An 18999-nucleotide genomic window follows, 5' to 3' on the forward strand; every position below is an offset into this window, starting at 1 on the left:
ATGTGACTGGGAAAGGTGTCTGAAATGTCTGAAACTGTACGCAAGAAAGCCGAAGCTGAGGTTGCTGCCATCACCGAGGCAACCGTAGCACTACCAGAACCGGTTGAAGCCAACGCAATTGTGCCATTTGCCGATGCGGATGCGCCCGTATCTGCTGAAATCAGCAAACGCATGGCAGAGCTGGACATGTCAAACACCAATTCGATTGTATCCTTTGGTTCTGCCGCCCAGTCGGAACTACAGACGATATCCCAAGCCATGTTACAAGACGTTCGCAACAAGGATGTTGGACCAGCAGGCGACAGCCTACGCGATATCGTCACCACCATTCGCGGTTTTTCTGTTTCGGAGCTCGACGTCCGTCGGGAGCGCAGCTTCTGGGAAAAACTCATCGGCCGTGCCGCTCCCTTCGCCAAATTCACAGCGCAGTTTGAAGATGTACAAGACCAGATTGACAAAATCACAGACAACCTACTCGGCCACGAGCACACTCTCCTGAAGGACATCAAGTCTTTGGATGTGCTCTATGAGAAAACCCTCGCGTTCTATGACGAGTTGGCCCTCTACATCGCTGCGGGCGAGGCCAAAATTGCAGATCTCGACACCACCGATATTCCGGCTAAAGAAGCTGAAGTCGCCGCCGCTGACGAAAATGCACAGGTGATGGTGGCGCAGGAGCTGCGCGATTTGCGAGCAGCGCGTGACGATCTGGAACGTCGTGTACACGATCTCAAATTGACGCGACAAGTCACCATGCAGTCGTTGCCCTCAATTCGTTTGGTTCAGGAAAACGACAAATCTTTGGTCACCAAGATCAACTCGACACTGGTCAACACGGTGCCGCTTTGGGAAACCCAATTGGCGCAGGCCGTGACCATTCAACGCTCCGCTGAGGCTGCTGCTGCCGTGCGCGACGCGAACGACCTCACCAATGAGTTGCTAACTGCAAACGCCAAAAATTTGCGTGAAACCAATCGTGCAGTACGCACCGAAATGGAGCGTGGTGTGTTTGACATTGAAGCCGTAAAAACAGCCAATGCAGAGCTGATCGCCACCATCAACGAGTCTTTGCAAATCGCAGATGATGGCAAAGCCAAGCGTGCCGCCGCAGAAGAAGACATGAAGAAAATGGAGGCCGAATTGCGCGACACTCTGGCATCCGCGAAAGCACGCAAAGACGGTCTGGGCGACACCACTGCGACGTCCGTTCCCAAAACGTGATATCGCGTTTTCTCATAACGCTTGGCGTCTTGAGCCTTTTGGCCGCCTGTGATGAAACAGGCGGCCCTCCTTCCGTTACGTCACCGCCGCCTCCTTCGATCTCAGGACAGAGCGAAGCTCTCAGCACTTACTACAGTCAAGTTCAGGCCGACCTGCTTGCGCGCGGCTTATTGAGGACAGATGGCGGCGGGCCAGACACTCCCTTCACACCGGACATGCTGGCGCGCAACTTCGAACGCATCGCCTTTTATGATGAATACACAGCCGGGGCAGGGTTGGAACGCGCGTCTGGTCAGGCAGGACAACTGCGCCGGTGGCAATCGCCTGTACGCGTGAGCATGAGCTTTGGCAGTTCGGTATCAGAACCCCAACGCGCCACAGACCAAGAAGCGCTGACCGCTTACCTGCCGCGTTTGGCCCGTACCACCGGTCACCCCATTAGGGCAGCCTCTGGCAAAGCCAATTTTCACGTGCTGGTTATGGGGGCTGATGACACCACTGAACTAGCGGATCATTTGGATCGTGTCCTTCCTACCGCCTCCGCCAAAACCCGCGCGTTGTTTACCAATCCACCACGTCATATCTACTGCTTCGTGGTCACCCAAGCGTCAGAGCAAGCCCCCAACGCCTATACCTCTGCAGTTGCCTTGATCCGCGCAGAACACCCAGACCTATTGCGAAAATCCTGTATCCAGGAAGAGATCGCACAGGGGCTTGGCCTCACCAATGATAGCCCCCAAGCACGCCCGTCTATCTTCAACGATGACGAGGAGTTTGCGCTGCTAACCACACATGACGAAATGCTGCTGTCCATGCTGTTTGACCCGCGTCTTTCCATTGGCATGACCGTGGAAGAAGCCCGCCCGGTGGTCCACATCTTGGCGCGCGAACAAACAAACCAGAATTTCTAGCCAACCTCGAAAAGGACCACTTCATGGGTATTTTTGATTTTCTCACCGGCGAATTTATCGACGTCATCCACTGGGTCGACGACACTCGTGACACGCTGGTATACCGTTTTGAACGTGAAGGTCATGAAATCAAATATGGCGCCAAGCTGACCGTCCGTGAAGGCCAATCCGCTGTTTTTGTGCACGAAGGTCAACTCGCGGATGTCTTCACGCCCGGACTTTATATGCTTGAAACCAACAACATGCCAGTTATGACCACGCTGCAGCACTGGGATCATGGCTTCAAGAGTCCGTTCAAATCCGAGATTTACTACGTCAACACCACGCGCTTTGCCGATCTGAAATGGGGCACCAAAAATCCGATCATGGTGCGAGACCCGGAGTTTGGCCCTGTGCGTCTGCGCGCCTACGGTACTTATGCGATCCGCGTCGTGGAACCCGCGCGGTTTCTCACCGAAATTGTTGGTACAGACGGCGAATTCACCATGGATGAGATCAGCTACCAGATCCGCAACATTATTGTGCAGGAGTTCTCACGGGTGATCGCCAGCTCTGGCATCCCAGTTTTGGATATGGCTGCCAACACCGCCGATCTCGGCAATCTCGTCGCCGCAGAGATTTCGGGAACCATTGCCGAATACGGCCTTTCCATTCCCGAGCTCTATATTGAAAATATCTCACTGCCCCCTGCCGTTGAAGCCGCCATGGACAAACGCACCTCGATGGGAATTGTTGGCGATTTGGGTGCCTATACACAGTTTTCTGCCGCCGAAGCGATGACCGCTGCCGCACAGACGCCAAATTCTGGTGTCGGCGCAGGTCTCGGAATGGGGATGGGAATGGCCATGGCCCAGCAAATGGCAACCCAATCCGCGCAAGCCCAGCCCGGCCCCTGGGGAGCGCGCCCCGCCGCAGCACAAGCACCCACCGCACAACCGACTTCCGCTGCGCCGCCGCCGCCTCCCGTTGAGCATGTCTGGCATATCGCAGAGAATGGCCAAACCAAAGGCCCCTTCTCCAAGGCGGCCCTTGGTCGTATGGCCACCGCGGGCGATATCACCCGCACAACCCATGTCTGGACCGCCGGTCAAGACGGTTGGAAACATGCAGATGACGTGGCTGAGCTGGCACAGCTCTTTACTGTTTTGCCCCCGCCCCCGCCCGGTGTTTGAGCGTTTAACTACATCCTGAACGCCAAATTTTTAAAGGCCTTGCAACCTCCGCTGGATGCATAAATCTCATGTCACAACCCGCTCCACCGCCATTACCCAAAGAAACAACACGGTTTCCCTGCCCTCAATGTGGCGCAGACTATCGCTTTGCACCCCGCGAAGCGAAACTGGTCTGTGATCACTGTGGACATGAGGAAGCGACCGAAACTGGCGACAGAGCAGCCGCCATAGCGGAGCTGGATTTCAAAGCTGCCTTGGCGCAGCAGCTCCCTGTCGCCGAAGTGATTGAAACACGCGTCACCTCCTGCCCAAACTGCGCCGCTCATGTGGTGTTTGACGGTGACACCCACGCCACTGAATGCCCGTTTTGCGCCACGCCTGTGGTGGTGGACACCGGCACACACCGTTTGATCAAACCTCGCGCAGTACTGCCCTTTCAAATTGCCGAACGCACCGCACATGACGCAATGAACGATTGGCTCGGCAAGCTTTGGTTTGCGCCCAATGGTTTGCAGGACTACGCGCGAAAGGGACGTAAGATGAATGGCATCTATGTTCCTTATTGGACCTACGACGCTGACACGAAATCCGCATACTCAGGGGAACGTGGAACAATATACTACGTCACGGAAACAGTTATGCGCGACGGGAAACCGGAACAACGCAAAGTGCAAAAAATTCGTTGGCGCCCGGCGTCTGGGCATGTCGCCCGTTGGTTTGACGACATATTGGTTCTTGGGTCTAAGGCCCTTCCCAAAAAATACACCGACGCATTGCAACCCTGGGATCTCTCCGATCTTGAGCCATACACACCAGAGTTCCTCGCGGGATTTCAAGCTGAAGGTTATTCCGTTGATCTTGAGCACGGCTATGAAGAAGCCCGCAGACAAATGGATCGCGCGATCCGCCGCGACGTTGCCTTTGACATTGGGGGCGATCGTCAACGCATCCACTCGGTGCAAACAGCGGTTAATGACGTAACCTTCAAACACATCCTGCTGCCCGTATGGATGGCGGCATACAAGTACCGCGGAACGTCTTACCGCTTTGTGGTGAACGGCCAAACCGGGCGGGTACAAGGAGAACGCCCATATTCGGGATGGAAAATCGCATGTGCCGTTGCGTGCGGCGCACTTGCGGCGGCTGCCATTGGCTTTATCATCGCCCAAAGCCAATAAATAACGCCGGGAGAACAGCAATGAGCCATCATACGGCCTTGCAAGACCTGCTACAGACGCGTCACTCCTGCCGCGCGTTCAAGCCCGATCACGTGCCACAACAAGTGATCGCCCAGATCCTGCTTGATGCGGGCCGCGCGCCGTCATGGTGTAACGCTCAACCTTGGAAAGTAATTGTTACATCGGGTGCACAAACCGAAAGTTTTCGCACCGCCATGGCGGCCGCGTTTGATACAGGTCTACCGTCACCAGACTACCCGTTTCCGAACACCTACACTGGCGCCCATCAACAGCGCCGCCGCACTTGTGGATTTCAACTTTATGAGTCTGTCGGCATTGGACGGGGCGAACGCGATCGCCGAGCACAGCAAATGCGAGAGAACTACACGTTTTTTGGAGCCCCGCACGTGGCATTGATCACCTGCCCAAAAGAGCTTGGACCTTATGGCGTGCTCGACTGTGGCGGCTTTATCACTGCCTTTTGCCTCTCGGCCAAAGCCCAAGGGATCGGCACTGTGCCCCAAGCGGCCTTATCATTGTTCTCAGATGTGGTGCGGGGTCATTTTGACATTCCTGAAGATCGCAATGTCCTTGCTGCGATCTCCTTCGGCCATTCGGATGACAGTGCCCCGATCAATCGGTTTCGCACTGAACGCGCGAATTTAGAAGAATTCGTGGAATGGAAAGGCTGAGCTTATTCACCCAACAGTGGCTGCGTTCGCCGAGCTTTTACATCGCCTGAAGCCACGTAAGATCGGGCGCTCTCATGAATGCTCTCTGACCGGTCTGCGCCGACGTTGCGCCGCGCTCGAAACAGGAAGAACTTCCCCAAAGCGCGCCAAGTACCCACCATGGGGGCGTCTGGGTTGGTGGGAAAACGTTTCTGCCATCCATCCGGCAACTCTATCCCACAGAATTCCAGCCGATCCAACATCCACACGAGAGATACATTAGATAGAGGGCGAGCTTCCAAGTAACCACCTAATTGGCCGCCGACATCACTATGTGCACCACGAAACCAGACTTGCTGGACGCGCCCCTGCCAGTGGTGCGGCCAGTCGTCAGGGCATGTCCAAAGTTCAGGCGCAAACACTTGCCGCGTTTCGTCCAGCGCCAGCGCATGAAACCCATGCCGCACAACAGGTGACAAGTGGTGGTTGTGAAACGCGTGCCGCTGTTCGGTCATGCGCCATAAAAGCGGCACCCGCGCGCCCAGCGCTTTTACCGTGTCCCAAACACCAATCATCTCGATTTCAACATGCGTATGGCAATGGGCGGTTGCGAAGTCCGAGGCAGCAGGGCTGTTGGGTGTCAACTCATAGTGGCGATACGCAGAACGCACGTTGCGCTCGGTGGCACATTCTGCACGCAGCAGTCCCACACGATCGATCACGCCGGCAAGAGACCTGACCGCAAAAGCGCCACGCGAATAGCCCATCAGGAATATCCGGTCCCCCGGGCGATATCGGCTTGCCAAGTAGCCATAGGCACGCCGGATTTGCCGGTTGATCCCGCGCCCCATCATCACGTCAAGTGTGCGCCGCCACGAGCCCCACTGGACCCCCGCCTCATAGTAGACCGACACCTCAGCACCAATTTCGCTGAGCAGACGGTAAGTCAACCCAGCGTTGGTTTCATGGCCTTGCGCCAAAGTGGACATCGTGCCATCCAAAATGATCACATGGGTCACTGGGCCCCGTCTCGGCGCCGCTGGTGACTGTCGGCTTGCGAACGTTCCCGCCAGCCAGCGCGTTATGCGTTCATGCAGCCCTATCTTTGGCCTCTTTCAGCATCTGCCATACGCGGTGGGGCGTGAAAGGCATATCCGCTTGGCGTACCCCTGCATCCCATAGCGCATCTTGCACGGCGTTGGCCGCCGCTGCCATGGCACCTACGGTACCTGCTTCACCACACCCCTTCATGCCCATGACATTGGCCGTCGATGGCACTGCCTCTGTAGCGAAACCAATCATTGGCATATCACTGGCCCTTGGCATGGCGTAGTCCATGAAGGTGGCAGTCAACAATTGGCCTTCGTCGTCAAACACCACGTGTTCCATCAATGCCTGACCGATACCTTGAGCGACACCGCCATGTACCTGCCCTTCTGCGAGCATCGGATTGATAAGGTTTCCAAAATCATCCACCACCGTGTATTTCTCCAACGTCACTTGCCCGGTTTCAGGGTCCACTTCCACCTCAGCCAAGTGCGCTCCATTCGGAAAGCTGCGCGCTGGTAGGGTGGTGCGCTCTTCGTGCACCATTAGGTCATCACGCCCATCAGATCGCGCCATCTCTGCAGCCTCGAGGAAAGTCGGATGTAGATTAGAACCGTCCGCCCGGAATTGCTCATCATCAAATGTCACGTCCTCGGCATCCACGCCCATCTTCTCTGCAATATAGGGGACAAAAGCTTTAATCATCGTTTCTACCGTCGCCAGCGTTGCAGTATTTTGCACTGTGACAGACCGAGACCCACCAGTACCACCGCCCTGCTTGATGCGGTCGCTATCTCCCTGAACCACCTCAATCATTTCAGTTGGAATACCTGTCTGATCACTCAGGAACTGTGCGTAAACAGTTTCGTGACCTTGCCCGTTGGATTGTGTTCCCACGTAGATCGACACGGTGCCATCTTCATTGAACTCGACCCGCGCGCTTTCGCTGGGGTCACCTAAGATGCTTTCGATATAGTAACACAGCCCCGCCCCGCGCAGTTTTCCGGACCTTGCGCTCTGGGCTTTACGCGTTGCAAAACCTGCGACATCAGCAAACTCTTCTGCGCGGCTCAGCACACGGTCGAAATCCCCGACATCATAGGTCTCATTGGTGGCCGACTTGTACGGGAATGCTTCGGGCGCAATGAAGTTGCGCCGGCGCAAATCATATCCACTCACGCCAAGTTCGCGCGCGGCACGGTCCATCAACCGTTCCAGTACATAGATCGCTTCAGGACGCCCGGCGCCGCGATAGGCATCCACAGGTGTGGTATTGGTGTAAATCCCATCCACCTGCAGCCAAGTGGACTGAACGTCATAGACACCCATAAGGACCCGCGCAAAAAGGTTGGTCTGAATTGCCTGTGCAAATTGCGAATTGTAGGCTCCCATATTGGCCGAACTTTTTACGCGATACGCCGTAACTTTTAGGTTTTCATCAAACGCCAGTTCCGCAACCGATACCAAATCCCGCCCCGCGTTGTCTGACATCATGCTTTCACTGCGTTCGCCGATCCAGCGTACGGGTTTTCCGATAATCTTCGCCGCGTACGCAACAATCAACGGTTCCTGATAAATCATGCCCTTCATACCGAACCCACCACCGGTGTCGGGGTTAGTCACGCGCACATTGGCCTCATCTAACTTCAAAACCCGTGCCAGTTCGCCTTTTGGCCCCCAAACACCTTGGCCATTGTTGGCCAAATGCACTTTGTCACCATCCCATTCCGCGAAAGCACCGCGCGGCTCCATCGAATTGGCAATGATCCGATTGTCACCAATTTCGAGACTGACCACATGTGCGGCACTGGCAAAAGCCGCCTCTGTTGCAAGCTCATCGCCAAGCCCCCAATCAAATGCGAGGTTTTCGGGCACATCGTCATGCAACTGCTCCCCACCACGTACCAGATCGAGATGCACGTCGCGATCTTCATAATCAAACAGGATCGCTTCTGCGGCATCACGCGCCTGATCAAGCGTTTCAGCTACGATCACGGCCACTGGCTCCCCAACATAGCGCACACGACCGTTTGCCAACAACGGCCGCTCTGGTCCAGCGCCTTTACTGCCATCGCGGTTGTCCATTCGCACCCCCGGCAGATTCGCTTCAAGCCCAGCGGAGAGAAGGTCTGCCTGCGTCAAGACACATGCTACGCCTTCACCGTCACGCGCGTCGGACACATCGAGTTGCGCGATATCGGCATGCGCGACAGGCGATCGCAAGAAATAGGCAAACAGCGCGCCCTCAGGCGCAATATCGTCCACATACTGTCCCGCACCCGTCAAGAAACGGCTATCTTCGCTGCGTTTGACCGATTGACTCTTTCCAAATTTGTCCATGGCTCTAGCTCCCCTGCGCGTGCCTACGAAGCGGACTGTATCGCGCATCAGATTGGTGTCTAGAGCATCATACGTCTTACAACCCTGCGACGGTCACCATTTCTTGAAGCCCATAGCCGTTAAACCGAGTTGAAAGGCTCGACGAATAAGCACCCATCGCACGGATCAGAACAAAATCGCCCTCCGCAATCTGTTCTGGCAACGCCACAACGTCCGGCAGTCGATCTAAGCTGTCGCATGTTGGCCCGTACACAACCTTTGTACATTGGGCGCCGCCAACTGGCGCGCCCGTCTTACGGATCACGGAAATGCGGTCCGGCACACCAATGTCTCGCAACTCCATCAACGCACCATAGATTCCGTCGTTCAAAAAAATCGACTCATTGCGAACTGCTTTAACCCGCACCGCCAAAGTGAATGCCTCCGCCACCATGGCGCGCCCTGGCTCACACACCAATGCAGGAGGCGCATCGCCAAAGGCACGCAAAGTCTCACTCCAAATGCGAGCAAACACCGCTTCTAAGTTGGGCACACCTCCGTTGCGATGCGCGGCGAAACCACCACCGACATTCAATCGCCGCAACGTCACGCCCGCGCGCTGTGCCACGTCTGCGGCCTCACGGATGTACACGGCCCAGGCTTCCGGCTCTTCACATTGTGTTCCCGGGTGGAATGTCAAAGACGGCTCAAATCCCATGGCACAGGCCTGCTGCAACAGCATAACAGCCTGTTCCGGGTCTGCCCCAAATTTTTCGCCAAAATCGTAAGCCGCCCCCGCAACCGGCAACCTCAATCGCACTGCGATCTCTGTTCCAGACCGCGGGACATCTGCCAATTTTTCAAGTTCGCGCAGACAGTCAATGGACCAACTTGCAATTCCATGTCCAACCGCTTCCGCAATCTCGGCATCTGAGCGGACTGGGTTGTGATAGTGCAAAATCGCATTTGGCGACACACGACGCACTTTTTGCATCTCCAACGGGGACGCCACATCGAAAGCAGAAACTCCCGCACCCGCCAAATTGGTCAGCACAGCTTCGTCGTCGTTGGCTTTGACCGCATAGGTCACAAGCCCTTCAAATCCATCGATAAAACGACGCGCAGTCGTCTGCAACACCTCTGGCGCGAAATACAGCACGGGGTTGTCGGGGGAAAACTTTGTCAAATGCCACGAAGGCGATGGCCACAAGGCCGGCTCATTGCGCATGGGGAACCTCAATCCTGTTTTCTTTGATCTTGCGCGCGTTGGACGTCGATTTAACGCGTCGTTTCGGCAATAATGTGCATAAGATTCGGCAATATGAGCGTAAAAAATGCAATTCGACGAAGCGGACACACAACTACTCAATCTGTTAAGCGACAATGCGCGCGCGCCCGTCGCCACGCTTGCGCGCAAACTTGGCCTGGCACGCACAACCGTTCAGGCCCGCCTCGACAGACTGGAAACTTCCGGCGCCATTGCAGGGTATACGCTGCGCCTCGGCGAAGTCGCCCGCCCGCGCCTGCGCGCCACCGCTCTCTTGTCGATTGAATTGCGCAGCGGTCCCATTGTACTTGACCGTCTCAAATCACTTAGCGCCGTAGAAACCGTGCACACCTGCTCTGGTCGCTTTGACCTCATTGTCCAACTAGCCGCAGACAGCACCACGGCTCTCGATGCTGCGCTCGACAAAATTGGCGAAGCCAAAGGAGTCAAAAGTTCAGAAAGCCTCATTCACCTGTCCACAAAGTTGGACCGGCCCATAGGCTAGACATCCGTCCCTTTGGCCCTCAGATTGTCCCTCCGACAAACTGCCCCATGATATTCAAACGTCGTATCAGGGCGCCGCAATGGCTCTGGCACTCCCAACAAAAAACGCAGCGAAATTCCCCAAAAAGAAGGATGGCGCAAATGAGGAATATACCGCCACAATTCTGAAATCTCTTCGGCAAGAGCAATGCAGATGGGGCGTTCCAACCCATCGCGACTTCCGCGTGCCTTGCTAAGGACAGCATTTGATGCCTCTGATTTACGTAAACGCCAGCGCGGCCCTCCCGACGTAGACGACCGAATGACGGTCTATGAACGTCGGTATCAGACCAGCTTTGGCCCCAGCCATGGCGCCCTTCCGAACACGTTCTTGGCCCATTGTTAAGTGAAGCGTTTGATCGCAGAGCCTATGATCTCGCCATCATTCGTACGGGCAAGCGCAGCCCGATAGCGGACCTCTCCTTTGCCAATGGCAGAACGTGACCCGACAATCAGCGACGCAAATCCGCCGCATCACCACAAGTCGCCCAAATCCCAACGCTTCATGCTTCCCCTTTGCCCGCGCTTTCGCTAGAGACATGCGCGACCGACAAAAGGGATCAGACCGATGGCGATGGAAAAAACCTTCAACGCAGCCGAGGCCGAAAGCCGGCTTTACGATGCATGGGAAAAAGCAGGCTGCTTCACCGCAGGTGCAAACGCGAAACCCGGTGCCTCCACCTATTGCATCATGATCCCCCCGCCCAACGTCACCGGCGTCTTGCATATGGGCCACGCCTTCAACAACACGTTGCAGGACATCCTAATCCGTTGGAAACGCATGCAGGGCTTTGACACCCTCTGGCAGCCGGGCACCGACCACGCGGGCATCGCCACCCAAATGGTTGTCGAGCGCAAGCTGGCTGAAACCCAACAGCCCTCCCGCGCCGAGCTTGGCCGCGAGAAGTTCCTTGAAAAGGTCTGGGAGTGGAAAGCCGAATCCGGCGGCACCATTGTAAACCAGCTCAAACGCCTCGGCGCGTCCTGTGATTGGGACCGTGAGGCTTTCACTATGTCCGGCGCGCCCGGCGCGCCCGCGGATGTGGCTGGCGGCAACTTCCACGACGCTGTTCTGAAAGTCTTTGTTGAGATGTACAACAAAGGACTCATCTATCGCGGCAAACGCCTCGTGAACTGGGACCCGCATTTTGAAACCGCCATCTCCGACCTCGAAGTGGAAAACATCGAAGTTGCAGGCCACATGTGGCACTTCAAATACCCCCTAGCAGGGGGGGCCACCTATGAATACGTCGAGAAAGACGAAGACGGGAACATCACCCTTCAAGAAACACGCGACTACATTTCCATCGCCACAACCCGGCCTGAGACCATGCTGGGCGACGGCGCGGTAGCCGTGCACCCCTCGGACGAACGTTACGCGCCCATCGTTGGCAAGCTCTGTGAAATTCCGGTTGGTCCCAAAGAGCACCGCCGCTTGATCCCGATCATCACCGATGAATACCCGGACAAAGACTTCGGCTCTGGTGCGGTGAAAATCACAGGCGCGCATGATTTCAACGACTACCAAGTTGCCAAGCGTGGCGGCATACCGATGTACCGCCTGATGGACACCAAAGGCGCGATGCGCGCCGACGGCGAGGCTTATGCCGCGGCCGCCACGCTCGCGATGTCAGTGGCAAAAGGTGAAAAGACCCTGAGCGAGGCAGAGGCCGACGCCGTCAACCTCGTGCCCGATGACATCCGCGGAATGGACCGCTTTGAGGCGCGCAAATTGGTGGTGGAGCAAATCACCAGCGAAGGCCTCGCGGTGATGACCACAGAGACCAAGACGGTGAAAGACGAAGAGGGCAACACCTCCGAGGTCTCCGAATCCGTGCCATATGTGGAAAACAAGCCGATCATGCAGCCGTTTGGCGACCGCTCCAAAGTGGTGATCGAGCCGATGCTGACCGATCAGTGGTTTGTGGACGCAGCCAAAGTGGTTGGCCCCGCGCTCGAAGCCGTGCGCGACGGCACCGTGAAAATCCTGCCGGAAAGCGGGGAGAAGACCTATTACCACTGGCTGGAAAACATCGAGCCTTGGTGCATCTCCCGCCAGCTGTGGTGGGGGCATCAGATCCCGGTTTGGTATGGTCCGAGCGTCAAAGTCGTTGAAGACATGCATCGCCCGCCTTCTCGGGCTAAGCGCTATGAGCTCGACTTTGATAACCTCCAAGCTTTCTGTGGAAGCTCGTTTAGCGAAATTCAAAACCAAGCCGTGAATTATTACATCAGCAATTTTGGAACGGACACGCAAGCCGCTCCTCTAACGTTTGAAGAAGTCTCAGATGTGACCGCTGCTAAAGCATGGACCAACACGGATCTGGGTCTATGGCGCGACCCCGACGTCCTCGACACCTGGTTCTCCTCCGGCCTCTGGCCCATCGGCACACTGGGCTGGCCTGAACAGACCAAGGAGCTGACAAAATACTTCCCAACCTCCACATTGGTCACCGGTCAGGACATCCTGTTCTTCTGGGTGGCCCGCATGATGATGATGCAGCTCGCCGTGGTGGATCAGGTGCCGTTTGACACCGTCTACCTGCATGGGCTCGTGCGCGACGCCAAGGGCAAAAAGATGTCCAAATCGACTGGCAACGTCGTGGACCCGCTGGAAATCATCGACGAGTTCGGTACCGATGCCCTGCGCTTTACTAATGCGGCGATGGCCTCGCTCGGTGGCGTACTCAAGCTCGATATGAAACGCATCGAGGGGTATCGCAACTTTGTCACCAAGATCTGGCAGGCCTGTTCCTATGGCGACAGCCAGCTTGATGCCTTTAGCGTCAGGCGCGGTGCCGAGCCCCCCAAGGCCGCCCTGCCCCTCAACCGCTGGATTATTGGTGAGATCGCCAAACTGCGCGAAGAGGTGGATGCAGGCTTTGAAAGCTTCCGCTTCAATGATGCGGCCAATGCGCTCTATTCCACCTTCTGGAACACCTTCTGCGACCGCTATCTGGAGTTCACCAAACCGGTGTTCCAAGGTGAGGACGCCACTGCCAAAGAAGAAACCCGCGCAACATTTGCATGGGCCATCGACCAAGCCTTGATCCTGATGCACCCCATCATGCCTTTCGTCACCGAAGAGCTTTGGAACGTCACAGAAGGCCGTGGCGTGAAAACGGGCAACGCCTCGCATATGCTGGCCCACGCACAGTGGCCCACATACGCTGCCGCAGATCTGGTTGATGCAGAGGCTGAGGCAGAAATGAACTGGGTGATCGCTGTCATCGGCAACGTACGCTCCGCACGTGCGCAGTTGAACGTGCCATCCGGGTCCATTGTGCCCATGCTGGTCACTGAGATGGACGACGCGGCACAAGGCTATTGGGATCGCAACGGTGAGTTGATCATGAACAAAGCGCGCATCGAAAGCCTTACCAAAGCGCAAGATCTGCCCAAAGGCTGTATCTCGATTGGCGCACAAGGGGCCTCCTTTGCCCTGCCACTTGCTGACATCATCGACGTGGCCGCCGAAAAAGCACGTCAGGAAAAGAACCTCGGTAAGCTGATGAAAGAGCTGGGTGGCCTGCGCGGGCGGTTGAAAAACCCCAAATTCGCAGCCTCTGCGCCTGAAGAAGTGGTTGCTGAGGCACGCGAAAACCTAGCTCTACGTGAAGAAGAAGAAGCCAAAATCAGAGTGGCACTGGCCAAGCTCGCCGAGCTCGACTAAATCGCTTAAAAACAACGGCATCATGCCCATTCTCGGGCATGATGCGTTCCTTTTTGAAACCTCATTGAACTGCATATCAAGAATGCCGAGGCAAACGGTCAGTTGACCGGTTTTGAGGGCGAAGCCTCACCGTTTTCCGAACACCAAGCACCTAGGGTGCCAAGGCAGATCCGCCACACCGCGTTGAATCGGTTTCAAACCCGCCGGCACCAAGGTCCAATCCTTGCAACAGCTTGGCAATTGGATCATCTTTGCCGTGAAGGCGAACAGGCGTAAACACGCTAAGCAGGGGGATATTATGAGAGTTTTCTTCACAGGCGGAAGCGGTAAAGCAGGCAAATGGGCCATCCGACATTTGATGGCGCAGGGCCACCACGTGGTCAACGCAGACAAGGTACCTTCCGGGTTGGAATGCTCTGAGCTCTTGGTAGATCTGTGCGATGCGGGACAAGTTTTCGGAGCTATGTCTCAGTTCACAGATTTCGCGGAACTGGATGCTGGCACGGGGGTGCCGACTTACGACGCAGTTGTACATTTCGCGGCCGTGCCGCGCGTAATGATCGGCCCTGATGGCGAGTGTTTTCGTCAAAACACACAAAGCACTTACAACGTGATTGAGGCGGCAATCAAACTGCGCATTCCCAAGGTGATCTTTGCGAGCTCGGAGACCACCTACGCCATCTGTTTCGCCGATGGCGAGGTGAAGCCCGTCTTTGTTCCTGTGGATGAAACACATCCCACGGTGCCACATGACAGCTACGCCATGTCTAAGATTTGCAATGAGATGACGGCGCGCAGTTTTCAGGCACGCTCAGGCATCGACATCTATGGATTGCGGATTAACAATGTGATTGAACCCGACGAATATGCAGATCAGTTTCCTGCATTTTTGGAAAACGCTTCTCTGCGTCGCCGTAATATCTTTGCCTACATCGATGCGCGTGATCTTGGTCATATGGTGGATTGCTGCTTGAAGACCGACGGGCTGGGCTACGAAGTGTTCAATGTTGCCAATGATGACACTTCGGTTGGGATGCCCTCTGCGCAAGTGATTGAGCAATTCTACGAAGGTGTCGAAGTCCGCAGTGACATGGATACTTACGAGACATTCTATGCCAACAAAAAGGCGAAACAGATGGTTGGCTTTGCCCCCAAACAAACGTGGCGCGACCTTTTCGAGTAACAGACCTGAAGCCAGCGTTGGCGCAAAAAGTCCAACGCTGGCTTACAACCTGTTTATGAGCTTGATGTGCATCGCAGCATAAAGTGAACCCACCAAGTGTTCCTTGCTTCAGAACAAGGCGACATGAACAATTCGCGCACCCTTTCCAGAAGACACCACAACTTCGGTTGGCGTTCTGTTTCCGAAGTGCGAAAAACTACTTAAGAGCCGTGATGAGCGCATGTCAGCCGGGACTGCGTTGCGACGTCCAATAAAGACTTTTGAGGTTGAGCCATTGTCGAATCTCACCTCAACTTTGAAGCTCTGCTTCGTATTGTCAGCAGAAACAATCTCGATCCCGGACATCGTTATGCCGCTCTCCGCTTTGAGGGTGATGGCAGCCTCTCCTTGATTTTCCTGAACTGACTTTCGCGATGCATTGCCAAGTTGCAAAGCCCCAAGAAGCTGCCGCAAGAAGGAATGAGAGTTGAAGCTCTCGGTGTAAGGCAACTCCCACACCACCAATGCATGCTCCCGTCGGTCAAGGGCGCCTGACAACACATAGGCTTCGATGGCACCGATTGGACCACCGCCAGACACCGAAAAATTCTCGACATCGGCATCAAAAGCCCGGGCCAAAGCGTCAGCGAAACGATAATGATCCCGTTTGTAGCGATTGGAGAAACTGCTCCCGAGTAGTGCAATTGAAGCCCCTTCTGTGGATGTTTCCAACAGTCCAACACCCCGAGAAAGATCATAACTCTCAGCCGTTTCAGGTGTTAGCGAAGCGCCGCAAGTTTTGCGTGCCACTTCCGCGAGCGAGCCCTTTTCTTTGATTGTTCCAGATGTCCTAAGATCTTGAAAGCCAATCTCGCCATCTTTTGAGAAGAGGTCAGGCGAGTTCTCATTGACAGCTCTCGCAAGCATCATCGCGCTGACAGCCGAGCCGGTGGTCGTCCAATGGGTATCCCGTTGAAAGTAGAAGTTCTTTTGAATGTCCGGATCCGACAGTGCGACATCAGAGAGATTGGGCACTGTTGCACCGGTGGCGGATAGACCTTGTATCAACAGATCAAAGGAGTTCTGCGCCGCAGCAACGTCGTAGTGCGTTCCACCCATCGCCGCATCAAGTTTAGTTTGCCCCGCTACGACGGGTCGCGGCGGCGGCACAACAATTGCCAGCGGCACATTGCGCTTCGCAAATTCATCGACAATTGCCTGCACCAGCTGGCGCGACGTGGTTTTCATATCATAGCGATCTTTCAATTGGTCCTGCGTGAACATCCAGCCGCTGGCTGTGTCGCTGTAGATCGGGGCGGATTTTGCATATTTCTTTGGCAACGCCGACTTATCTAAGAGCTCCGTGCAATATGGCGCTGCCTGTGCCGAAGCCGCCGCGAAAAAAGTTACGATCAAAGGAAAAATGAGTTTCATGGGAGGAGGCTCCTGCTTGTTAAAAATCGTTCTGGGATCTCCCACACAACTAGCGAAGGGAGGGTTGAGAGTGTGGCGCGGTCTTTCAAGAATGTGTCCATTGGTGCGAAAGGACCCTGACCGACATAGCTCGCATTCAAGACGTCGGCGCGCGCAGCTTGTTTGAGAAAACCCGCAAAGTGGAATTCAGGTTTGGCGGAGTAGCTCGTTCCAACCAGCGCAATCGGGATGGCTGCATCATCAAACAACCCTGCAGATGCCTCAACAATGGTCTCAAAGGTATCGATGCTCTCCGGCGCGGGACCAACAATGCTGCGAAACGGGCCCGTGGCCACAAACGATAGAAGGTCGCCATCAAAACCCACGGAGCCCGTGGCGACGGTTTGCACGTCAGTGTGAGGCAACTCAAAACCCTCAACCACCTCCGCGACAGCCTCAGCCGCCCTCCGTGCACCTTCTGGGCTCCAATGGGTGTCGGTGCGCATGAAACTCTTCTCAAAGCTCAGCGCAGGGCGCAGGTCAATCACAGGAAGACCTGTATCCTCAATAACCTCAAGCGCACGCTGATATCGCGTGTCAAAACCCTCAGAACGTCCTCGGGGAAGACGATCAGACCGCATACGGGCTTTGTCCGGAACAATGACGGGCACAAGTGCTGTCCCGTTCTCAGAAAGAGCCTCAACAACGCGTGATAACTCTGTTGCCAGATCGCGGGCTTCGCTCGGCTCGGTGAACTCTTCTGCTGTAAACAGCCATCCCTCTCGGCCCGCCACGGCACCGGCCGCAGTCTCACCAAATAGCGCCCATTTGGCAGCGGCCCAGAGCGCGACGGATCCCTCTTGCGCTGGAATGGATTGCTCAAAGCGGTTTTCAAAACCTCTCTGATACGTGCCACTTGCCCAGCCTTTCGTTGGGTTGCCAGCGTCTATACGCGAAAAGGCTGTTATGGAGAGCCCTGCCATCACCGTAGCGATCGTCAGTGTGCAAAATGTATCCAATGTGCTTTGCATCAGAAGGCTCCTTAGAATTGAAAATAGAGGAAAGGGCTCGCTGTGCGGGCCTGCAAGGCAACAAAACACAAGACCGAGAGCGCGGCAGATTGCAGGGCAGGAGACAGCGTAACCTGGGGTAGTGACAGCCGCGGCGCGATCGCTATGACGGTTCCAATCACAAGGAAGACCAGCTCCGTCGGAGCGGTGAGCGTCACTATCTCAGGCCGCATGACCATGCCATTGAAACCAAACATGCCTGCATACATCGCGAGCGCTTGAGACAAAGTTTCGGCGCGAAAAACAACCCAGCCGAGGATCACAAAACTCATTGTCAGTGGCCATGCGATCGCCTTTGGCCAGACGGTATCTCGACCCTTGGCGCCAAGCGCGCGCTCCACTGCCATCAACCCGCCATGCCAAATGCCCCAGACGACAAATGTCCAGTTCGCACCGTGCCAGATTCCCCCCAGCAGCATTGTCAAAAGCAAGTTTCGGTAGGTCTTGACCTTGCCGCCGCGATTGCCACCAAGCGGAACGTAGAGGTAGTCGCGCAACCAGCTTGAAAGACTAATATGCCAGCGTCGCCAAAACTCAGTGATAGATTGGCTGACATAAGGCGTGTTGAAATTCTCAGGGAAGCGAAATCCGATCATCAAGCCGAGACCTATCGCCATCGCCGAGTATCCCGCAAAATCAAAAAGCAGCTGCACCGAATAGGCCATCGCGCCAAGCCACGCCTCTGCCATTGTGGGGTCAGGTAGGTCAAACACACGGTCCGCCAAAGGCGCAACGCTGTCTGCCACGAGAAGTTTCATGGCCAATCCCTGAATGAATCGGCGCAGACCGCGTGTGAACAACATGAGTGAGTGGGGGCGTTGTTCGAACTGATGCGCCAAATCTTTGTATCTGAGAACTGGGCCCGCAATCAGCTGAGGAAAAAGCGACGAAAAGGCGAGAAAATCTGAAAGCCGCTTCGCGGCAGGCGCATCGCCGCGCGCCACGTCGATGATGTAGCTGATGGATTGGAAGGTGAGAAATGACAATCCAATCGGCAAGATGATTTCCGGGACTGTCAACGCGTCACCACCCAATGCGGTGTTGAGATTGCCGAGCAGGAACGTGGTGTATTTGAACCAGCCTAAGACCAAAAGGTTAAAGGTCACTCCCAGGCGCACAGCCCAGGTTTTTGTTCGTTCGTTGGCAGTTTTGTCAGCGACACGACCAGCAAGGTAACTGCCTCCGGCGATGGCATAGAGCACGATCAGCGCATCGGCGCGCCACCATGCAAAGAACAAAGTCGAGGCCAAAAGGATCAACCAGTTTCGCGCGGATTTAGGCAACGTGTAGTAGGCCGCAAGGAACGCTGGCAGGAAGCCGAAGACAAAGATCGGTGTCGAAAAGATCATCCC

Annotated in this window: 14 protein-coding genes; 8 read left to right on the forward strand and 6 right to left on the reverse strand. The window is 55.6% G+C overall.

From position 1 onward, the window contains the following. Nucleotides 1–24 precede the first annotated feature (24 nt). From ABWV47_RS06930 to ABWV47_RS06950, 5 genes are all read left to right on the forward strand, one after another. Nucleotides 25–1221, forward strand: a complete 1197-nt coding sequence (locus ABWV47_RS06930) for a toxic anion resistance protein (protein ID WP_353310038.1) — start codon at nt 25–27, stop codon at nt 1219–1221. Then, complete coding sequence (locus ABWV47_RS06935; protein ID WP_353310041.1) at nt 1218–2132, forward strand: DUF2927 domain-containing protein; 915 nt, start codon at nt 1218–1220, stop codon at nt 2130–2132. The genes ABWV47_RS06930 and ABWV47_RS06935 overlap by 4 nt, the downstream gene beginning before the upstream one ends. Before the next feature lie 23 nt (nt 2133–2155). Then, nucleotides 2156–3304 carry an SPFH domain-containing protein gene (locus ABWV47_RS06940; RefSeq protein WP_353310044.1) on the forward strand — a complete coding sequence of 383 codons (1149 nt, stop codon included), beginning with the start codon at nt 2156–2158 and terminating at the stop codon, nt 3302–3304. A 68-nt stretch (nt 3305–3372) separates the two neighbouring features. Next, a complete protein-coding gene (locus tag ABWV47_RS06945) occupies nt 3373–4482 on the forward strand; it encodes a TFIIB-type zinc finger domain-containing protein (RefSeq protein ID WP_353310047.1) in 1110 nt (369 codons plus the stop codon). Between the two features lie 20 nt (nt 4483–4502). Further along, complete coding sequence (locus ABWV47_RS06950) at nt 4503–5174, forward strand: nitroreductase (RefSeq protein WP_353310050.1); 672 nt, start codon at nt 4503–4505, stop codon at nt 5172–5174. Nucleotides 5175–5176: 2 nt separating this feature from the next. On the opposite strand, the gene ABWV47_RS06955 is transcribed toward ABWV47_RS06950, so the two are convergent. The 3 genes from ABWV47_RS06955 to ABWV47_RS06965 all read right to left on the reverse strand — a co-directional run bounded on the left by ABWV47_RS06955 (nt 5177) and on the right by ABWV47_RS06965 (nt 9747). Beyond that, on the reverse strand, nt 5177–6256 hold the full coding sequence (locus tag ABWV47_RS06955; RefSeq protein WP_502959697.1) for a T6SS phospholipase effector Tle1-like catalytic domain-containing protein: 1080 nt from the start codon (nt 6254–6256) through the stop codon (nt 5177–5179). Next, a complete protein-coding gene (locus ABWV47_RS06960; protein ID WP_353310053.1) occupies nt 6243–8540 on the reverse strand; it encodes a xanthine dehydrogenase family protein molybdopterin-binding subunit in 2298 nt (765 codons plus the stop codon). Before ABWV47_RS06960 ends, ABWV47_RS06955 begins: the two co-directional genes overlap by 14 nt. A gap of 76 nt (nt 8541–8616) precedes the next feature. Then, on the reverse strand, nt 8617–9747 hold the full coding sequence (locus tag ABWV47_RS06965; protein WP_502959688.1) for a type III PLP-dependent enzyme: 1131 nt from the start codon (nt 9745–9747) through the stop codon (nt 8617–8619). Between the two features lie 106 nt (nt 9748–9853). On the opposite strand from ABWV47_RS06965, the gene ABWV47_RS06970 reads away from it, so the two are divergent. From ABWV47_RS06970 to ABWV47_RS06980, 3 genes are all read left to right on the forward strand, one after another. Beyond that, the gene (locus tag ABWV47_RS06970; RefSeq protein WP_353310059.1) at nt 9854–10291 is read left to right on the forward strand and encodes an Lrp/AsnC family transcriptional regulator; all 438 of its coding nucleotides are present in this window, start codon (nt 9854–9856) and stop codon (nt 10289–10291) included. Between the two features lie 606 nt (nt 10292–10897). Continuing rightward, the gene (locus tag ABWV47_RS06975; protein ID WP_353310062.1) at nt 10898–14002 is read left to right on the forward strand and encodes a valine--tRNA ligase; all 3105 of its coding nucleotides are present in this window, start codon (nt 10898–10900) and stop codon (nt 14000–14002) included. 298 nt (nt 14003–14300) lie between these two features. Beyond that, nucleotides 14301–15185 carry an NAD-dependent epimerase/dehydratase family protein gene (locus tag ABWV47_RS06980; RefSeq protein ID WP_353310064.1) on the forward strand — a complete coding sequence of 295 codons (885 nt, stop codon included), beginning with the start codon at nt 14301–14303 and terminating at the stop codon, nt 15183–15185. 108 nt (nt 15186–15293) lie between these two features. On the opposite strand, the gene ABWV47_RS06985 is transcribed toward ABWV47_RS06980, so the two are convergent. Genes ABWV47_RS06985 through ABWV47_RS06995 form a run of 3 tightly spaced genes read right to left on the reverse strand, consistent with a single transcriptional unit; the run spans nt 15294 to nt 18996 of the window. Next, nucleotides 15294–16598 (reverse strand): alginate O-acetyltransferase AlgX-related protein, encoded by a 1305-nt coding sequence (locus tag ABWV47_RS06985; RefSeq protein ID WP_353310066.1) that lies wholly within the window; start codon nt 16596–16598, stop codon nt 15294–15296. After that, nucleotides 16595–17608: an alginate O-acetyltransferase AlgX-related protein gene (locus tag ABWV47_RS06990; protein ID WP_353310069.1), complete on the reverse strand. Its 1014-nt coding sequence runs from the start codon at nt 17606–17608 to the stop codon at nt 16595–16597. Before ABWV47_RS06990 ends, ABWV47_RS06985 begins: the two co-directional genes overlap by 4 nt. A gap of 11 nt (nt 17609–17619) precedes the next feature. Beyond that, on the reverse strand, nt 17620–18996 hold the full coding sequence (locus ABWV47_RS06995; RefSeq protein ID WP_353310071.1) for an MBOAT family O-acyltransferase: 1377 nt from the start codon (nt 18994–18996) through the stop codon (nt 17620–17622). Between the last annotated feature and the right edge of the window lie 3 nt (nt 18997–18999).

The sequence above is a fragment of the Shimia sp. NS0008-38b genome (assembly GCF_040370365.1).
Lineage (GTDB): Bacteria > Pseudomonadota > Alphaproteobacteria > Rhodobacterales > Rhodobacteraceae > Shimia.

Excerpts from the sequence above, each read along its gene's own strand:
- ABWV47_RS06940 (WP_353310044.1), top strand. The coding sequence starts at position 2,156 with ATGGGTATTTTTGATTTTCTCACCGGCGAATTTATCGACGTCATCCAC.
- ABWV47_RS06945 (WP_353310047.1), top strand. The coding sequence starts at position 3,373 with ATGTCACAACCCGCTCCACCGCCATTACCCAAAGAAACAACACGGTTT.
- ABWV47_RS06980 (WP_353310064.1), top strand. The coding sequence starts at position 14,301 with ATGAGAGTTTTCTTCACAGGCGGAAGCGGTAAAGCAGGCAAATGGGCC.
- ABWV47_RS06990 (WP_353310069.1), bottom strand. The coding sequence starts at position 17,608 with ATGCAAAGCACATTGGATACATTTTGCACACTGACGATCGCTACGGTG.
- ABWV47_RS06985 (WP_353310066.1), bottom strand. The coding sequence starts at position 16,598 with ATGAAACTCATTTTTCCTTTGATCGTAACTTTTTTCGCGGCGGCTTCG.
- ABWV47_RS06930 (WP_353310038.1), top strand. The coding sequence starts at position 25 with ATGTCTGAAACTGTACGCAAGAAAGCCGAAGCTGAGGTTGCTGCCATC.
- ABWV47_RS06950 (WP_353310050.1), top strand. The coding sequence starts at position 4,503 with ATGAGCCATCATACGGCCTTGCAAGACCTGCTACAGACGCGTCACTCC.
- ABWV47_RS06960 (WP_353310053.1), bottom strand. The coding sequence starts at position 8,540 with ATGGACAAATTTGGAAAGAGTCAATCGGTCAAACGCAGCGAAGATAGC.
- ABWV47_RS06965 (WP_502959688.1), bottom strand. The coding sequence starts at position 9,747 with ATGCGCAATGAGCCGGCCTTGTGGCCATCGCCTTCGTGGCATTTGACA.
- ABWV47_RS06995 (WP_353310071.1), bottom strand. The coding sequence starts at position 18,996 with ATGATCTTTTCGACACCGATCTTTGTCTTCGGCTTCCTGCCAGCGTTC.
- ABWV47_RS06970 (WP_353310059.1), top strand. The coding sequence starts at position 9,854 with ATGCAATTCGACGAAGCGGACACACAACTACTCAATCTGTTAAGCGAC.
- ABWV47_RS06975 (WP_353310062.1), top strand. The coding sequence starts at position 10,898 with ATGGCGATGGAAAAAACCTTCAACGCAGCCGAGGCCGAAAGCCGGCTT.